Consider the following 13,519-nt stretch of genomic DNA (forward strand, 5'->3'; position numbering starts at 1 on the left):
GCGCTTGCGTGCCGCGTCAGAGCCCTGGATCGCGGGCGATATGTAGCGGCCCAGCGATGTTCTCACGTTCGGACGCTGTTCCGGACAAAACCCGTCATCCAGAGCCATATGCAGAAAACCTAGGGTTTACCCAATGTCTTTTTGAATTAAATCAAAACCACACTGATCATCAGCACACTGTTTATTTGCTTTCGGAAAAAGCGGCTGAAAACAGGACGCGATAGGCACCTGGCATCAACCGCTCCGCAAGCCCCCGAGAAAGTGACCCGTATGACCATCAACCCCAGTTCTTCGACTCTTCCCGTTCTGATCGCCGGCGGCGGCATCGGCGGCGTGGCGGCAGCCCTGTCGCTGGCCCGCCAGGGCTATGCGGTCAAGGTGCTGGAGCAGGCACCGCAGCTGGGCGAGATCGGTGCCGGCATCCAGCTCGGGCCCAATGCGTTTGCAGCCTTCGACGCGCTGGGCATCGGCGAGCTGGCCCGGGACCGCGCCGTCTATACCGACGAGATGGTCATGCACGATGCGCTGGACGAGCGCCTGTTGGGCCGCATCCCCACGGGTCAGGGCTTTCGCGAGCGCTTCGGCAATCCCTATGCGGTCATCCACCGCGCAGACATCCACACCTCGCTGCTCGAAGGCGCCCGGGCGTTGGGCAATATCGAGACCCTGACCGGCACGCGCATCGAGCGCGTGGAGCAGGACGGCGAGACCGTCACGGTTTACGACCAGCATGGCAGGGCCCATCGGGGCCAGGCCCTGATCGGCGCCGACGGCGTGAAGTCGGTGGTGCGCCAGCAATATGTGGGCGATCCGGCCCGCGTCTCGGGCCATGTGGTCTACCGCGCCGTAGTCGAAAAGAACGACTTCCCCGAGAACCTGCGCTGGAATGCGGCCAGCATCTGGGTCGGCCCCAACTACCACCTCGTGCACTACCCGCTGCGTGGCGGCGAGCAGTACAACGTGGTCGTCACCTTCCACAGCCGCGAGCAGGAGGAATGGGGCGTGCGCGAAGGCAGCCGCGAAGAGGTGCAGAGCTACTACCGCGACTGCTGCCCGCGCGCCCACCAGCTCATTGACATGCCCAAGAGCTGGAAGCGCTGGGCCACGGCCGACCGCGACCCCATAGGCCAATGGAGCTTCGGCCGCGCCACGCTGCTGGGCGATGCCGCCCACCCCACGCTGCAATACATCGCGCAAGGCGCCTGCATGGCGCTCGAAGACGCCGTGACGCTGGGCGAGGCCCTCAAGCGCTGCGATCACGACTGGCCCCGGGCCCTGCAGCTGTATGAGCGCTCGCGCATCGCCCGCACGGCGCGCGTGGTGCTGTCGGCGCGCGAGATGGGCCGCATCTTCCACGCCAAAGGCGTGGAGCGCCTGGTGCGCAACGACCTGTGGAAGGGCCGCACGCCCGAGCGCTTCTACGACGCCATGGAATGGCTCTACGGCTGGACGGTCGACAAGTGCCTGGCCGAAGACTGAGAGAAGCGGCCCCCATGCAGGAACAGACAAGAAAGAAACCGAAATGAGCATGACCGAAGCCATTCCCTCTCCCGTCAAACTTTCGGCCGTGGCCGCCCCCGGCCAGCCCGAGCCCACGCCGGCGCTGGAACAGCTGTATCGCGGCTTCGAGCAGGAGATGCTGGTGCCACTGTGGACGCAGATCGGCGACCTCATGCCCGCCCATCCCAGCAGCAAGGCCGCCGACCACCTGTGGCGCTGGGACCACCTGCTCAAGCTGGCGGACGAAGCCGGCCGCATCGTGCCCGTGGGCCGCGGGGGCGAGCGCCGCGCCATCGCGCTGGCCAACCCGGCGCTGGGCGGCCGTCCGTTTGCCACGCCCACGCTGTGGGCCGCCATCCAGTACCTGATGCCCGGCGAGGATGCTCCCGAGCACCGCCACACCCAGCACGCCTTCCGCTTCGTGGTCGAAGGCGAAGGGGTGTGGACCGTGGTCAACGGCGACTCGGTGCGCATGTCGCGCGGCGACTTCCTGCCCCAGGGCGGCTGGAACTGGCATGCCCACCACAACGCGGCCAGCGAACCCATGGCCTGGATAGACGGCCTGGACATTCCGTTTGCCTACTACGGCGAGTCGCAGTTCTTCGAGCACGGACGCCTGCACCTGGACCCGCACGAGCGCGCCACGCCACGGCATTCGCGCTCCGAACGCCTGTGGGCCCATCCCGGCCTGCGCCCGGTGGCCCACCTTGAAGAGGCCCCGGTCACCCCGCTGCTGGCCTACCGCTGGGTGGATACGGACCGGGCCCTGAACGAGCAGCTGGCGCTGGAAGCCGAAGGGTACGCCGCCACCGTCAGCCCCGGCCACGCCGCCGTGCGCTACACCAATCCCACGAACGGCCGCGACGTGCTGCCCACCATCCGCTGCGAGATGCACCGCGTGAAAAGCGGCGCCAGCACCCGGCCCAAGCGCGAAGTGGGCTCTGCCGTGTTCCAGGTCTTCGATGGCCAGGGCACGGTCGCCGTGGGCGAGAAGCAATGGCAGGTGCGACGGGGCGACCTGTTCGTCGTGCCCTCGTGGCAGAGCTTCACCGCGCGCTGCGATGCCGGCCAGGTTCCCCTGGACCTATTCCGCTTTGCCGACACCCCGATCTTCGAGGCCGTGCACGCCTACCGCTGCCAGCCCGGCTGATCCATCCATCCCACCGCTGAAAGGAATTTCCCATGTCCCAAGCCAACTACCTGTGGGCTCCCGCCCCTGTCCAGTCCCTGCCCGTGCGCGGCAGCGATCAGCGCCTGCCCATCAACCGCCTGTTCTTCGTGGGCCGCAACTACCATGCCCATGCCGTGGAGATGGGCCGTCCCGTGGACAAGAGCGTGGAGCGTCCCTTCTACTTCACCAAGTCGCCGCAGACGCTGACGCCTTCAGGCGCCACCGTGGCCTACCCGCCCGAAACCCAGAACTACCACTTCGAGATGGAACTGGTCGTGGCCATCGGCAAGCCGGGCTTCCGCATTCCGGCCGAACAGGCCCATGAATACATCTACGGCTACGCCTGCGGCCTGGACATGACCCGCCGCGACCTGCAACTGGTGGCGCGCGACAAGGGCCGCCCCTGGGACCTGGGCAAGGACGTGGAGCAGTCCTCCATCGCCACCGAAGTGGTCCCCATGCCCGGCAAGGTCATCGAATCCGGCGCGATCGAGCTGTCGGTCAACGGCGAAGTCAAGCAGCAGTCCGATGTGGACAAGCTGATCTGGAACATCCGCGAAATCATTGCCGACCTGTCCCTTTTCTACCACCTGCAGCCCGGCGACCTGATCTACACGGGCACGCCCGAAGGCGTGGGTGCCGTGCTGCCCGGCGACAAGATCACGGGCCGCGTGGAAGGCGTGGGCGAGATCGCCCTGACCGTGGGCCAACCTGAATAAGACACGACTTATGCAAATCAGGTTCAGGCATGAGCTTCACCTCAAGAAAGCAGCCTTGGCGAATCCTTGTTTGCGTAAGTCCTATTAAGAGATACACCATGAAGCTCTACAGCTTTTTCCGCAGCGGCACCTCGCACCGGTTGCGCATCGCGCTCAACCTCAAGGGCCTCACGCCCGAGTATGTCCCCGTGGACCTGCGCGTGGACGAGCAGGCCGAGGCGCCCTACAAGGCCGTGAACCCGCAAGGCCTGGTGCCGGCCCTCACGCTGGACAGCGGCGAGACGCTGATCCAGTCGCCCGCCATCATCGAATGGCTGGAAGAGCGCCATCCCACTCCGCCCCTGCTGCCCGCAGAGCCCGAGGCCCGCGCCCACGTGCGCGCCCTGGCGGCCATCGTGGGCTGCGATGTGCATCCCATCAACAACCGCCGCATCCTGCAGACCCTGCGCCGGCAGTTCGGCGCCGACGAGGCCGCCGTCAACGCCTGGTGCGCCACCTGGATCACGGCAGGCTTCGATGCCATTGAAGCCCTGCTGGCCCAGGACAAGGCACGCGGCGTCTTCTGCTGGGGCAACGCACCGACCCTGGCCGATGTCTACCTGATTCCCCAGGTGGAAAGCGCGCGCCGCTTCGGCGTGGACCTGACCCGATGGCCGCTGATCGGCGCCGTGGACCAGGCCTGCGCCGCCCTGCCGGCCTTTGCCCGGGCCGCGCCCCTGGCCCAGCCCGACGCGGCCCGATAAGCACCGTCACCCCATGAATCGGGGAATCCGTAGCGCAAGTCAGCCATGCACGCGGCTGGAAACAGGCCATGTTGGCCTGTTGCGCCACGGCCACCTGCGCCAGCAGCTACCAAAAATGCAGCAAACGCGGGATGCAAGGAGATAAGCAAATGACAGCAGCGAACGCAATCGACGTTCAGCAATTCATCAACCAGCACAAGTTCTCGCGCACGCAAATCGTCACGTTGCTGCTGTGCTTTCTGATTGTTGCAGTGGACGGCTTCGACACCGCCTCCATCGGTTTCATCGCGCCGGCCATAGGCAAGCAGTGGGCGCTGGACCCGGCCCATATGGCGCCCGTACCCGCAGCGGTTGCCTCGGTGTGCGTGCTGTTCATGCAAAAGCGCAAGGACTGAGCCACGACAAACACCCCTCGCCTCTTGCCAAGCCCTGGCGTAGCCCCTTCATATGCCAGGTCTTTTCCCCCAGGTGACCCGCCACACCGGCAGGTCGCCGTTTGGCCCATCCGCAGTACCGAAAAACTTTCAACCAGGAGACAAGCTGTGAAAAACGACCAAACCCTTACCTTTTCTGCGCCAGCCGCTATCAAATCCGGCATTCCATCCGGAAGGCGCACCCTGCTGGCGGCAGCCGCCCTGCTCTCGCTAGGCGGCCCGGCACTGGCGCAGAACGATCCGGCGGCCGGCTTCCCCAGCCATCCGGTCACCGTGATCACGGCCTTTGCCGTGGGCAGCGGGCCCGACGCGGTGCTGCGCATCGTGGGCGAGAAGCTGGCCGCACGCTGGAAGCAGAGCGTGACCGTGGACAACCGTCCCGGCGGCGGCGGCTTTGTAGCCATCGAGGCGGCGCGCCGCGCCAAGCCCGACGGCTATACGCTGCTGCAACTGGACAGCGAACATGTCTCGGCCCTGCCCTATCTCTACAAGAAGCGCAATTTCGTTCCGCTGGAGCACTTCGACCCCGTGGCCCCGTTATTCCTCACGCCGTTCTTCGTGGCCGTGCCCACGAATTCGCCATGGAAGAACATGGGCGACCTGATCAAGGCCGCCAAGGCCGAGCCCGGCAAGGTCAGCTATGGCTCCTGGGGTGTGGGCAGCCCCGGCCATCTGGGGGGCGAATGGCTGGATTACCTGACGGGCAGCAAGATGACGCACGTGCCCTACCGCGAGGTCAGCCAGCTCTTTACCTCGGTGGCCAACGGAGACCCCGCCTGGAGCTTTGCCAGCCTGCCTTCCAGCCAGGGCATCTACAAGTCAGGCAAGATCCGCTACATCGCGGTGGCTGCACCCAAGCGCATTGCCCAGATGCCCGACGTGCCCACCGTGGCCGAAGCCGGCGGGCCCGCCGAGCTGGATGTGAACTCGTTCGTCTCCCTGCTCTCGCCCAAGGGAGTCGACCTCAATGTGCGCAACAAAATCCGCAGCGATGTAGTGGCCGTATTGCAAGACCCTCAGGTCAAAGAAAAGTTCTCTACCTTCGCTTTCCAGCCCATGATCTTCACAGTGCCCGAGATGCAGCAATTCGCCAGGAAAAAGTCCGAGCAATACAAGCTGCTGATTGACAAAGCGCAGATCAGTCTCGATTGAGAACTGCTTGCGGCCATCGGGCCAAGCACCGCCCGGACATATGCTCGCAGCCAGCAAAGCCCCGTCAGCGCCAACTGCGCGGGGCTTTTTTCATTGCAGCGCTTCAGCGGATTTCCGTTCGGCCTATCGAGTGCCCTCAAGGCTGCCGATCAGGACTTCTCCAGCGAAGTCGCCAATCTGGTTCTACCCCTGTTCCCCGAAGCCCAGTTCAATAATCTCGAGGCTCCGATGGAAGCTCTGAAGTGCACCGTTCAGCAGGCTCACCAGAAATCCGAATGCAAGGCCACAGCGTAGCCTGACCTTGAACTCCTGCTGCTGCAGATGCGAATACCGGCCGCCGCATATAGGCGCGATATTTGCCTATTCCCGGCAAAAGTTGCAGCGCCCAAAACGGCTCGTGCACCGCGCTGCAGCTTCCAACTGCGCTCAGGGAACCAGGGCCTTAGTGGCCTGCTTAACCTGATCGGATGCGGATTCAAGCCATACCGGCCCGTCCCATTTCGAGCGGCATGAGTGGAAAAGCTATTCTCCGGAGGAAATCATGCGACGGATCTTTGCCGCTTTTTCAAAGTGATCAAGCTTGTGCCGCTTGATCCACCATTCAGCCGCCTCCATCAGCAGGTCTGGATCATCATTTTTATTGGCGAAGAAAGCGTAAAACGAAAGACCTACGGTCTCCCCTTTCTTCAAGATTTTCTCATCGCAGATGGCAATAGCCTTGGCTCTTAAGCTCGATCTCATACTATTTTTGATCCTGAACCGTTCACAAAACAACTGTCATACAGGCCAGCGACTCCGGCAGCAATTCGCCAGCCTTTCTTATTGGCGGCCAGCATTGCCTCAATACACAGGAGCTGATGCTCAGCGGGTTTATCTGCCCCGATGGTGGCCACAACCACCACCCGCAAGGCGGCTGCCTCTTCCGGCCGAGCCGGTGTCATTCATCTGTCCGCTCCAGCTTGCGCACCTCGGACTGCTCAGGCAACAACTCGGCCCCCTGCGCATCCAGCACCCGCATGATGGGCACGGGCTGGCCCGTTCGACGGTCCAGCAACTGTGAATGCGCCTCGCCCGGCGCAAACAAATGGGTTTCTCCCCATTGGCGCAGGGCCAGCACCAGAGGGAACAGGCTTTGGCCACGCGGCGTCAGCACATAGGCCTGATAGGCCGAGCCTTCGGCAGCGGCCTGCGTTTCCAGAATTCCGGCCTCGACCAGCTTGCGCAGCCGGTCGGAGAGGATGTTGCGGGCCACACCCAGGCTGCGCTGGAAATCGCCGAAGCGGCGCATGCCATCAAATGCGTCGCGCACGATCAGCAGAGACCAGCGGTCGCCTATCAGCTCCACGGAGCGCGCAACGGGACAGGGTTCGGGATTCCCGGATTGGCGGCTGGACATGGAACCTCCTGAATATGCCGATGCGAGCGGACGCATCGCTTGTTGAACGAATTTTGGTTGCATTTTAAAACTACATCGCATAGCATGCAATTGGTTTTAATTTGCAACCAAAATCGCACCATGTCGCTCCTCCATCCAGACTCGGCCCTTCAGACTCAAGCAACTGCGCACATGCGCGCCAGCCTGGTGCTGCTGCTCGCCGCAGTCTGTGGGCTGAGCGTGGCCAATGTCTATTACGCCCAACCGCTGCTGGAGACTCTGGCCAGCGACTTTCAAATCCCGCTGGCCGCCGTGGGAGGCGTGATCACGGCCACCCAGGCCGGCTGCGCTCTGGCCTTGCTTCTGCTGGTACCACTGGGAGACCTGCTGAACCGGCGCCGCCTGATGCTGGCCCAGTTGCTGGCTCTGGTGGCTGCGCTGGCGCTGGTGGGACTGGCCTCGTCCCGGCCTGTGTTGCTGGCAGGCATGCTGCTGGTGGGCCTGCTGGGCACGGCCATGACTCAGGGACTGGTTGCCTATGCCGCCAGTGCAGCCAGTCCGCATGAACAGGGCCGCGTGGTGGGCTATGCGCAAAGCGGCGTCTTTATCGGCCTGCTGCTGGCACGAGTCTTTGCAGGTGCAGTCAGCGACCTGGCCGGCTGGCGCAGCGTTTATCTGCTCGCCGGACTGCTGATGCTTGGCATGGCGCCGCTGCTCTGGAAGCAACTGCCATCGCTCCCGCGTTCTGAGGCGGCCATCGGCGGACTGCGCTATCGCGATCTGCTCGCCTCCATGTTCACACTGCTGCGGCAGGAAAAAGTGCTACAGGTGCGCGGTCTGCTGGCGCTGCTGATGTTTGCGGCTTTCAATATCTTCTGGAGCGCGCTGGTTCTGCCGCTGAGTGGCGCTCCCTATCATTTCTCGCGCACCGCGATTGGCGCTTTCGGACTGGCCGGCGTGCTTGGTGCGCTGATGGCAGCCCGCGCAGGCCGCTGGGCCGACTGCGGCCATGCACAGCGCACGACTGCCGCGGCCTTGCTCACCCTGCTGCTGGCCTGGTGGCCGCTTTCACTGCTGCAGTCGTCACTATGGGCCTTGCTTATAGGCATTGTGCTGCTGGACCTTGGTGGCCAGGCTCTGCATGTGACCAATCAGAGCCTGATTCTGCGCTCACGCCCCGAGGCGCAAGGCAGACTGGTCGGCCTGTATATGCTGTTTTATGCCGTGGGCAGCGGGCTCGGAGCCCTCTCCAGCACCATGGCCTATGCCCGGACAGGCTGGCAGGGCGTATGCCTGCTGGGCGCGGCGGTCAGCCTGCTCGCGCTATGGGTCTGGTGGCTGACAAGGCAGATGGTGCAGCCAGCCTCTGTCTCGCTTTGCAGGCCTGGCCCGCGATGAACGAGGTCGGCCCCGGAGTTGGGACAGGCAGGCCGAGTTGACTACCGCATGGCAGAAAAATTCTATGGACCCAAGAATGGCGGTCTTCCCCTCTATTCGTGCAAATTTGCACACCCTATGTGCATCAAAGAATATTGCATGAGCAAAAGCGCACACATACCATGGGGTACAAATTCACCAACGGAGACACGTCATGAACGCACCTACTTCCGCCAAGGTCCTGGCGCCCACGGTCAAGCTGCTCATCAACGGGCAGATGGTCGAATCCCAAACCACACAGTGGCGCGACCTGATCAACCCCGCCACGCAGGAAGTGCTGGCGCGCGTGCCCTTTGCCACGCCCGCCGAGGTCAATGCTGCCGTGGCCAACGCCAAGGAAGCCTTCAAGACCTGGAAGAAGACTCCCATCGGCGCCCGCGCCCGCATCTTCCTGAAGCTGCAGCAGCTGATTCGTGAAAACATGAAGGAGCTGGCAGCGCTGCTGACGGCCGAACAGGGCAAGACCCTGCCCGACGCCGAGGGCGATGTCTTCCGCGGCCTGGAAGTGGTGGAGCATGCGGCCAATATCGGTACGCTGCAGCTGGGCGAGCTGGCCAACAACGTGGCCAACGGCGTGGACACCTATTCGCTGCTGCAGCCGCTGGGCGTCTGTGCGGGCATCACCCCGTTCAACTTCCCGGCCATGATTCCGCTGTGGATGTTCCCCATGGCGATTGCCACGGGCAACACCTTTGTCCTGAAGCCTTCGGAGCAGGACCCCATGGTCACCATGCGCCTGTGCGAGCTGGCACTGGAAGCCGGTGTGCCGCCCGGTGTGCTCAACGTCATCCATGGCGGTGAGGATGTGGTCAACGCCATCTGCGATCACCCCGATATCAAGGCCATCAGCTTCGTGGGCTCGACCAAGGTCGGCACCCATGTCTACAACCGCGCCTCGCTGGCCGGCAAGCGCGTGCAATGCATGATGGGCGCCAAGAACCACGCCATCATCATGCCCGACGCCAACAAGGAGCAATCGCTCAATGCCTTGCTGGGTGCGGCTTTCGGCGCGGCGGGCCAGCGCTGCATGGCGGTCTCCGTGGCCGTGCTGGTCGGCGATGCGCAGAAATGGATTCCCGATCTAGTGGCCAAATCCAAGACCCTCAAGGTCAGTGGCGGCACCGAGCCCGGCACCGATGTCGGCCCCCTGGTCTCCTGCGCGGCGCTGTCGCGCGTGGAAGGTCTGATCGAGCGCGGCATTGCCGAAGGTGCGGTGCTGGAGCTCGATGGCCGCAGGCCTGCCGTGACAGGCTATGAAAAGGGCAATTTTGTCGCTCCCACCATCTTCAGCGGCGTCAAGCCCGGCATGAGCATCTACGAGCAGGAAATCTTTGGCCCGGTACTGGCCATCGTAGGAGCAGATACGCTGGATGAAGCCATTGCCCTCATCAATGCCAACCCCAATGGCAACGGTACGGCCATCTTCACCCAGTCGGGCGCGGCCGCACGCAAGTTCGAGGAAGAGATCGACGTGGGCCAGGTCGGCATCAACGTGCCGATTCCCGTACCCGTGCCCCTGTTCTCCTTTACCGGCAGCCGTGCTTCCAAGCTCGGCGACCTGGGCCCCTACGGCAAGCAGGTTGTGCTGTTCTACACTCAGACCAAGACCGTAACGGCCCGCTGGTTTGACGATTCCACCACCAGCCAGGGCGTGAACACCACCATCAGCCTGAAGTAAGAACAAGACATGCGACTGCGCCAGCCTCCCGACCTCAAACTATCACCATGGTTTCGCAGCAGGAGGATTGGCGCGGTTCTGCTTTGTCTGGCAGCCGCCGGTGTCGCAGCACAGGACAAGGCGGTTCAGACTGCCAGCGCAGCATGCGATCCAGCCCAGGCCCATCTGCTGTGCCTGAATGAGAAAGCCGCCGCTGCCGAGACTGCGCTGGAGCACAGCCTGAAACAGCTCAACGACCTGATGCCTCCCGAACGAAGCGAGCAACTGCAGGCCCGGCAGCGTGATTGGGCCCAGCGTCGCGACAGGGAATGCACGCCCATGGGCAAATCCGCATCCGACGGCAATGCCCTGGCCCAGGCCGCACTGTGCCGCAGCAAGATGGCCATACAACGCACCGAGTTGCTAGAAAGCCTTCTGCCGTCCACCCAGCAACCGCCAAAGGACGGCCTGGACTGCGCTGACGCGCAAAAAGGCACTCTGGCCTGCCTGAAACAGCAACAGGCCACCATCGAATACGGTGTACATATGCTCTATATCTCCATGGCGCTGGACATGCCCGAGTTCCAGGCCCAGAGATTCCATGCCGAGCAAAAGCGCTGGCTTGAGGAACGCGAACAAAGCTGCAAGCTCAACGGCTACGTGCATGAAAAGGAAGACCAGGTCATCTGCCAGTTCCGCATGGGGCTGGAACGTGTAAAGGCATATCGGCAAGACTGGCAACCTCTGATCAAAGCCGGGGCAAAGCCATGAGTCACAAGCCTCGTTCCACCCAGCTCTGCTCGCCCGGCCTCCCTCTTTCAGCTCGTTCTGCAAATGCGCTGGCAACCATGCTTTTGGCAGCAGCTTTCAGCACCTATGCACATGCCCAGGCCGGCGCCGACTGCGTGCCCGGTGGCACGGTGCAGCAGACCAATGCCTGCGCCATCAAGGATTTTCAGCAGGCGGATACCGACCACCAGATTCTCTATGGCGATGTGATGCGCGCCCTCTCGGCCCATGAGCGCCCGCTCCTGCGCAAGGAGCAAAGCGAGTGGACACGCCACCGCAACACTCTGTGCAAGCAATCGCAGGCTCCATTCGAGGCCCAAGCCGACTGGCCGCGCCGCTATCACCAATGCTTGATCCAGCAGATCAGAGCCCGCGACGATGTACTCAAGCAGTGGCTGCACCAGGGCCCGCCACCATAACTATGAATTCAATAGCTGCCGACGCTTTCCCAATAAGCCCTGCAGCCTCATAAAACAATAAAGGAGACAGAGATGGACTTTGAACTGACAGAAGATCAGCATGCCTTTGCCGACACGGCCCGCGCCTTCGCCCAGGCAGAGCTGGCACCGCATGCGGCCGAATGGGACCGCGAGCATATTTTTCCGCGTGAGGCCATTGCCAAGGCCGGTGAACTGGGCTTTTGCGGCCTGTATGCGCCCGAAAGCGCCGGTGGCCTGGCCCTGCCACGCCTGGATGCGACCCTGGTCTTCGAGGAGCTGGCCGCCGTCGACCCCTCCACCACGGCCTTCATCACCATCCACAATATGGCGACCTGGATGCTGGGCACCTGGGCCACCGACGAGGTCCGCGCCGAATGGGGCGAGCTGCTGACCAGCGGACAAAAGCTCGCCAGCTACTGCCTGACCGAGCCCGGCGCGGGCTCGGACGCCGCTTCGCTCAAAACCCGGGCCGAACTGGTGGGCAACGAATATGTGATCAACGGCGCCAAGGCCTTTATCAGCGGCGCCGGATCGACGGACATGCTGGTGCTGATGGCGCGCACGGGCGATGCACAGTCTGGCGCCAGCGGCATCTCGGCCTTTGCCGTGCCGGCCGACCTGCCTGGCATCAGCTATGGCAAAAAGGAGGAAAAGATGGGCTGGAACAGCCAGCCCACGCGCGTGATCAGCTTCGACAACGTGCGCATTCCCGCCCGCAACTTGCTGGGCCGCGAGGGCGAGGGCTTCAAGATCGCCATGAAGGGGCTGGACGGCGGGCGCATCAACATCGCCACCTGCTCGGTGGGCGCGGCCCAGGGCGCCCTGACCCAGGCGCAAAGCTATATGCAGGAGCGCAAGCAGTTCGGCAAGCCCATCGCCAGCTTCCAGGCCCTGCAGTTCAAGCTGGCCGACATGGCGACCGAACTGGTGGCCGCACGCCAGATGGTGCGCCTGGCCGCCAGCAAGCTCGACGCCGGCGCGCGCGACGCATCCACCTATTGCGCCATGGCCAAGCGCTTTGCCACCGACGCCGGCTTCATGGTCTGCAACGAGGCGCTGCAGTTGCACGGCGGCTACGGCTACATCCGCGAATATCCGCTGGAGCGACTGATGCGCGACGCCCGCGTGCACCAGATCCTCGAAGGCACGAACGAGATCATGCGCGTCATCATTGCGCGGCGTATGCTGGAAGGCGACGCCCCCGAGGCCATCCGCTGACCGTCCATGCCCGCCAAGCCCCTCTCCCCCGAAACCCTGGTGCTGATCGACGCGTTGCGCGAGGCGCTAGGGCATCGAAACGACGTAGAAGAACGCATGCTGTTCGGCAGCTACTGCTTCTTCGTGGACAGCAAGCTGTGCCTGGGCGTGAAGCACGGCGAACTGCTGGTGCGCCTGCCGCCCGAGCGGCATGCCGAATTCATGGAAATGCAGAACACCCGCGAACTGTCACCCGGCGGCGGCATGCAGGGCTACTTCTGGGTGGAGCCCAATGGCTTTGCCACACGCGAGCACTGGCAGTTCTGGCTTGACGAAGCACTGGCCTATAACCCGCGCGCCAAGGCATCGCCGCGGCGCAAGACAGCGGTAAAAACCACACCCCAAACCACCACCGGCCGCAAGCGCCACAGCGTGTTCGACAGCGATCTGTAGGAGACCCCACCATGCCCATCCGCATCGTCCGACTCGGCACACCGCGCACGTCCGGAGAAGGCCTGCGCATAGGCACGGTGCGCCGCCCACCGCGCGGCGTGCCCAAGGCCGAATTCGCCAGCCGCGATTTCTACGATGTGTGGTATCCCGAACTCTCGCCCGAACCCGAGACCATGCAGATCGCGCTGCAGTCGCACCACCAGCAGGACCAGGGCCAGACCGCCGAGGCCGACAAGCTGTGGAAGCAGTTCGACAAGCTGTTCCGCAGACAACTGGCCGAGGCGCCCGCCAGCCGCACGCTTGATGTGCTGGCCGCGCTGTCGCACCACGCCGCGTTCTCGATGGGCTGCTATTGCGAGAACGAGGCGCGCTGCCACCGCAGCATTCTGCGCAGCCTGCTCCAGGACAAAGGGGCGGACATCGTTAGTTAACGAGAAACTCGCCTCAAACGC

Annotated in this window: 16 protein-coding genes; 13 read left to right on the forward strand and 3 right to left on the reverse strand. The window is 63.6% G+C overall.

Annotation, left to right across the window (positions count from 1 at the left end; genetic code table 11):
- Positions 1-270 precede the first annotated feature (270 nt).
- The 6 genes from QMY55_RS13375 (at position 271) to QMY55_RS13400 (ending at position 5,719) form a co-directional block, all read left to right on the forward strand.
- Positions 271-1,479 carry a 3-hydroxybenzoate 6-monooxygenase gene (locus QMY55_RS13375; protein WP_283484695.1) on the forward strand — a complete coding sequence of 403 codons (1,209 nt, stop codon included), beginning with the start codon at positions 271-273 and terminating at the stop codon, positions 1,477-1,479.
- A gap of 43 nt (positions 1,480-1,522) precedes the next feature.
- A complete protein-coding gene (locus QMY55_RS13380) occupies positions 1,523-2,650 on the forward strand; it encodes a cupin domain-containing protein (protein WP_283484696.1) in 1,128 nt (375 codons plus the stop codon).
- Positions 2,651-2,682: 32 nt separating this feature from the next.
- Positions 2,683-3,390, forward strand: coding sequence for a fumarylacetoacetate hydrolase family protein (locus tag QMY55_RS13385; RefSeq protein ID WP_283484697.1), 708 nt, complete (start codon positions 2,683-2,685; stop codon positions 3,388-3,390).
- Positions 3,391-3,488: 98 nt separating this feature from the next.
- Entirely contained in the window at positions 3,489-4,133 is a 645-nt protein-coding gene (gene maiA / locus QMY55_RS13390) for a maleylacetoacetate isomerase (RefSeq protein WP_283484698.1), read from the forward strand.
- A gap of 149 nt (positions 4,134-4,282) precedes the next feature.
- Positions 4,283-4,528 carry a hypothetical protein gene (locus QMY55_RS13395; protein WP_283484699.1) on the forward strand — a complete coding sequence of 82 codons (246 nt, stop codon included), beginning with the start codon at positions 4,283-4,285 and terminating at the stop codon, positions 4,526-4,528.
- A 189-nt stretch (positions 4,529-4,717) separates the two neighbouring features.
- Positions 4,718-5,719 (forward strand): Bug family tripartite tricarboxylate transporter substrate binding protein, encoded by a 1,002-nt coding sequence (locus tag QMY55_RS13400; RefSeq protein ID WP_407650696.1) that lies wholly within the window; start codon positions 4,718-4,720, stop codon positions 5,717-5,719.
- Between the two features lie 522 nt (positions 5,720-6,241).
- On the opposite strand, the gene QMY55_RS13405 is transcribed toward QMY55_RS13400, so the two are convergent.
- Genes QMY55_RS13405 through QMY55_RS13415 form a run of 3 tightly spaced genes read right to left on the reverse strand, consistent with a single transcriptional unit; the run spans position 6,242 to position 7,115 of the window.
- Positions 6,242-6,460: a DUF6500 family protein gene (locus QMY55_RS13405; protein ID WP_283484700.1), complete on the reverse strand. Its 219-nt coding sequence runs from the start codon at positions 6,458-6,460 to the stop codon at positions 6,242-6,244.
- Entirely contained in the window at positions 6,457-6,660 is a 204-nt protein-coding gene (locus QMY55_RS13410) for a hypothetical protein (RefSeq protein ID WP_283484701.1), read from the reverse strand. Before QMY55_RS13410 ends, QMY55_RS13405 begins: the two co-directional genes overlap by 4 nt.
- Positions 6,657-7,115 carry a winged helix-turn-helix transcriptional regulator gene (locus QMY55_RS13415; protein ID WP_283484702.1) on the reverse strand — a complete coding sequence of 153 codons (459 nt, stop codon included), beginning with the start codon at positions 7,113-7,115 and terminating at the stop codon, positions 6,657-6,659. Before QMY55_RS13415 ends, QMY55_RS13410 begins: the two co-directional genes overlap by 4 nt.
- 171 nt (positions 7,116-7,286) lie before the next feature.
- On the opposite strand from QMY55_RS13415, the gene QMY55_RS13420 reads away from it, so the two are divergent.
- From QMY55_RS13420 to QMY55_RS13450, 7 genes are all read left to right on the forward strand, one after another.
- Positions 7,287-8,492 carry an MFS transporter gene (locus QMY55_RS13420; RefSeq protein ID WP_283484703.1) on the forward strand — a complete coding sequence of 402 codons (1,206 nt, stop codon included), beginning with the start codon at positions 7,287-7,289 and terminating at the stop codon, positions 8,490-8,492.
- A gap of 193 nt (positions 8,493-8,685) precedes the next feature.
- Complete coding sequence (locus QMY55_RS13425; protein WP_283484704.1) at positions 8,686-10,209, forward strand: CoA-acylating methylmalonate-semialdehyde dehydrogenase; 1,524 nt, start codon at positions 8,686-8,688, stop codon at positions 10,207-10,209.
- 9 nt (positions 10,210-10,218) lie between these two features.
- Positions 10,219-10,959: a lysozyme inhibitor LprI family protein gene (locus QMY55_RS13430; RefSeq protein WP_283484705.1), complete on the forward strand. Its 741-nt coding sequence runs from the start codon at positions 10,219-10,221 to the stop codon at positions 10,957-10,959.
- Between the two features lie 77 nt (positions 10,960-11,036).
- On the forward strand, positions 11,037-11,396 hold the full coding sequence (locus QMY55_RS13435; protein WP_283484706.1) for a lysozyme inhibitor LprI family protein: 360 nt from the start codon (positions 11,037-11,039) through the stop codon (positions 11,394-11,396).
- Between the two features lie 72 nt (positions 11,397-11,468).
- Positions 11,469-12,635, forward strand: coding sequence for an acyl-CoA dehydrogenase family protein (locus QMY55_RS13440; protein WP_283484707.1), 1,167 nt, complete (start codon positions 11,469-11,471; stop codon positions 12,633-12,635).
- Between the two features lie 6 nt (positions 12,636-12,641).
- Positions 12,642-13,067 carry a TfoX/Sxy family protein gene (locus QMY55_RS13445; protein ID WP_283484708.1) on the forward strand — a complete coding sequence of 142 codons (426 nt, stop codon included), beginning with the start codon at positions 12,642-12,644 and terminating at the stop codon, positions 13,065-13,067.
- Between the two features lie 11 nt (positions 13,068-13,078).
- A complete protein-coding gene (locus QMY55_RS13450) occupies positions 13,079-13,498 on the forward strand; it encodes a DUF488 domain-containing protein (RefSeq protein ID WP_283484709.1) in 420 nt (139 codons plus the stop codon).
- The last annotated feature ends 21 nt before the right edge of the window (positions 13,499-13,519 follow it).

It is taken from the genome of Comamonas resistens (assembly GCF_030064165.1).
Taxonomy (GTDB): Bacteria; Pseudomonadota; Gammaproteobacteria; order Burkholderiales; family Burkholderiaceae_C; genus Comamonas; species Comamonas resistens.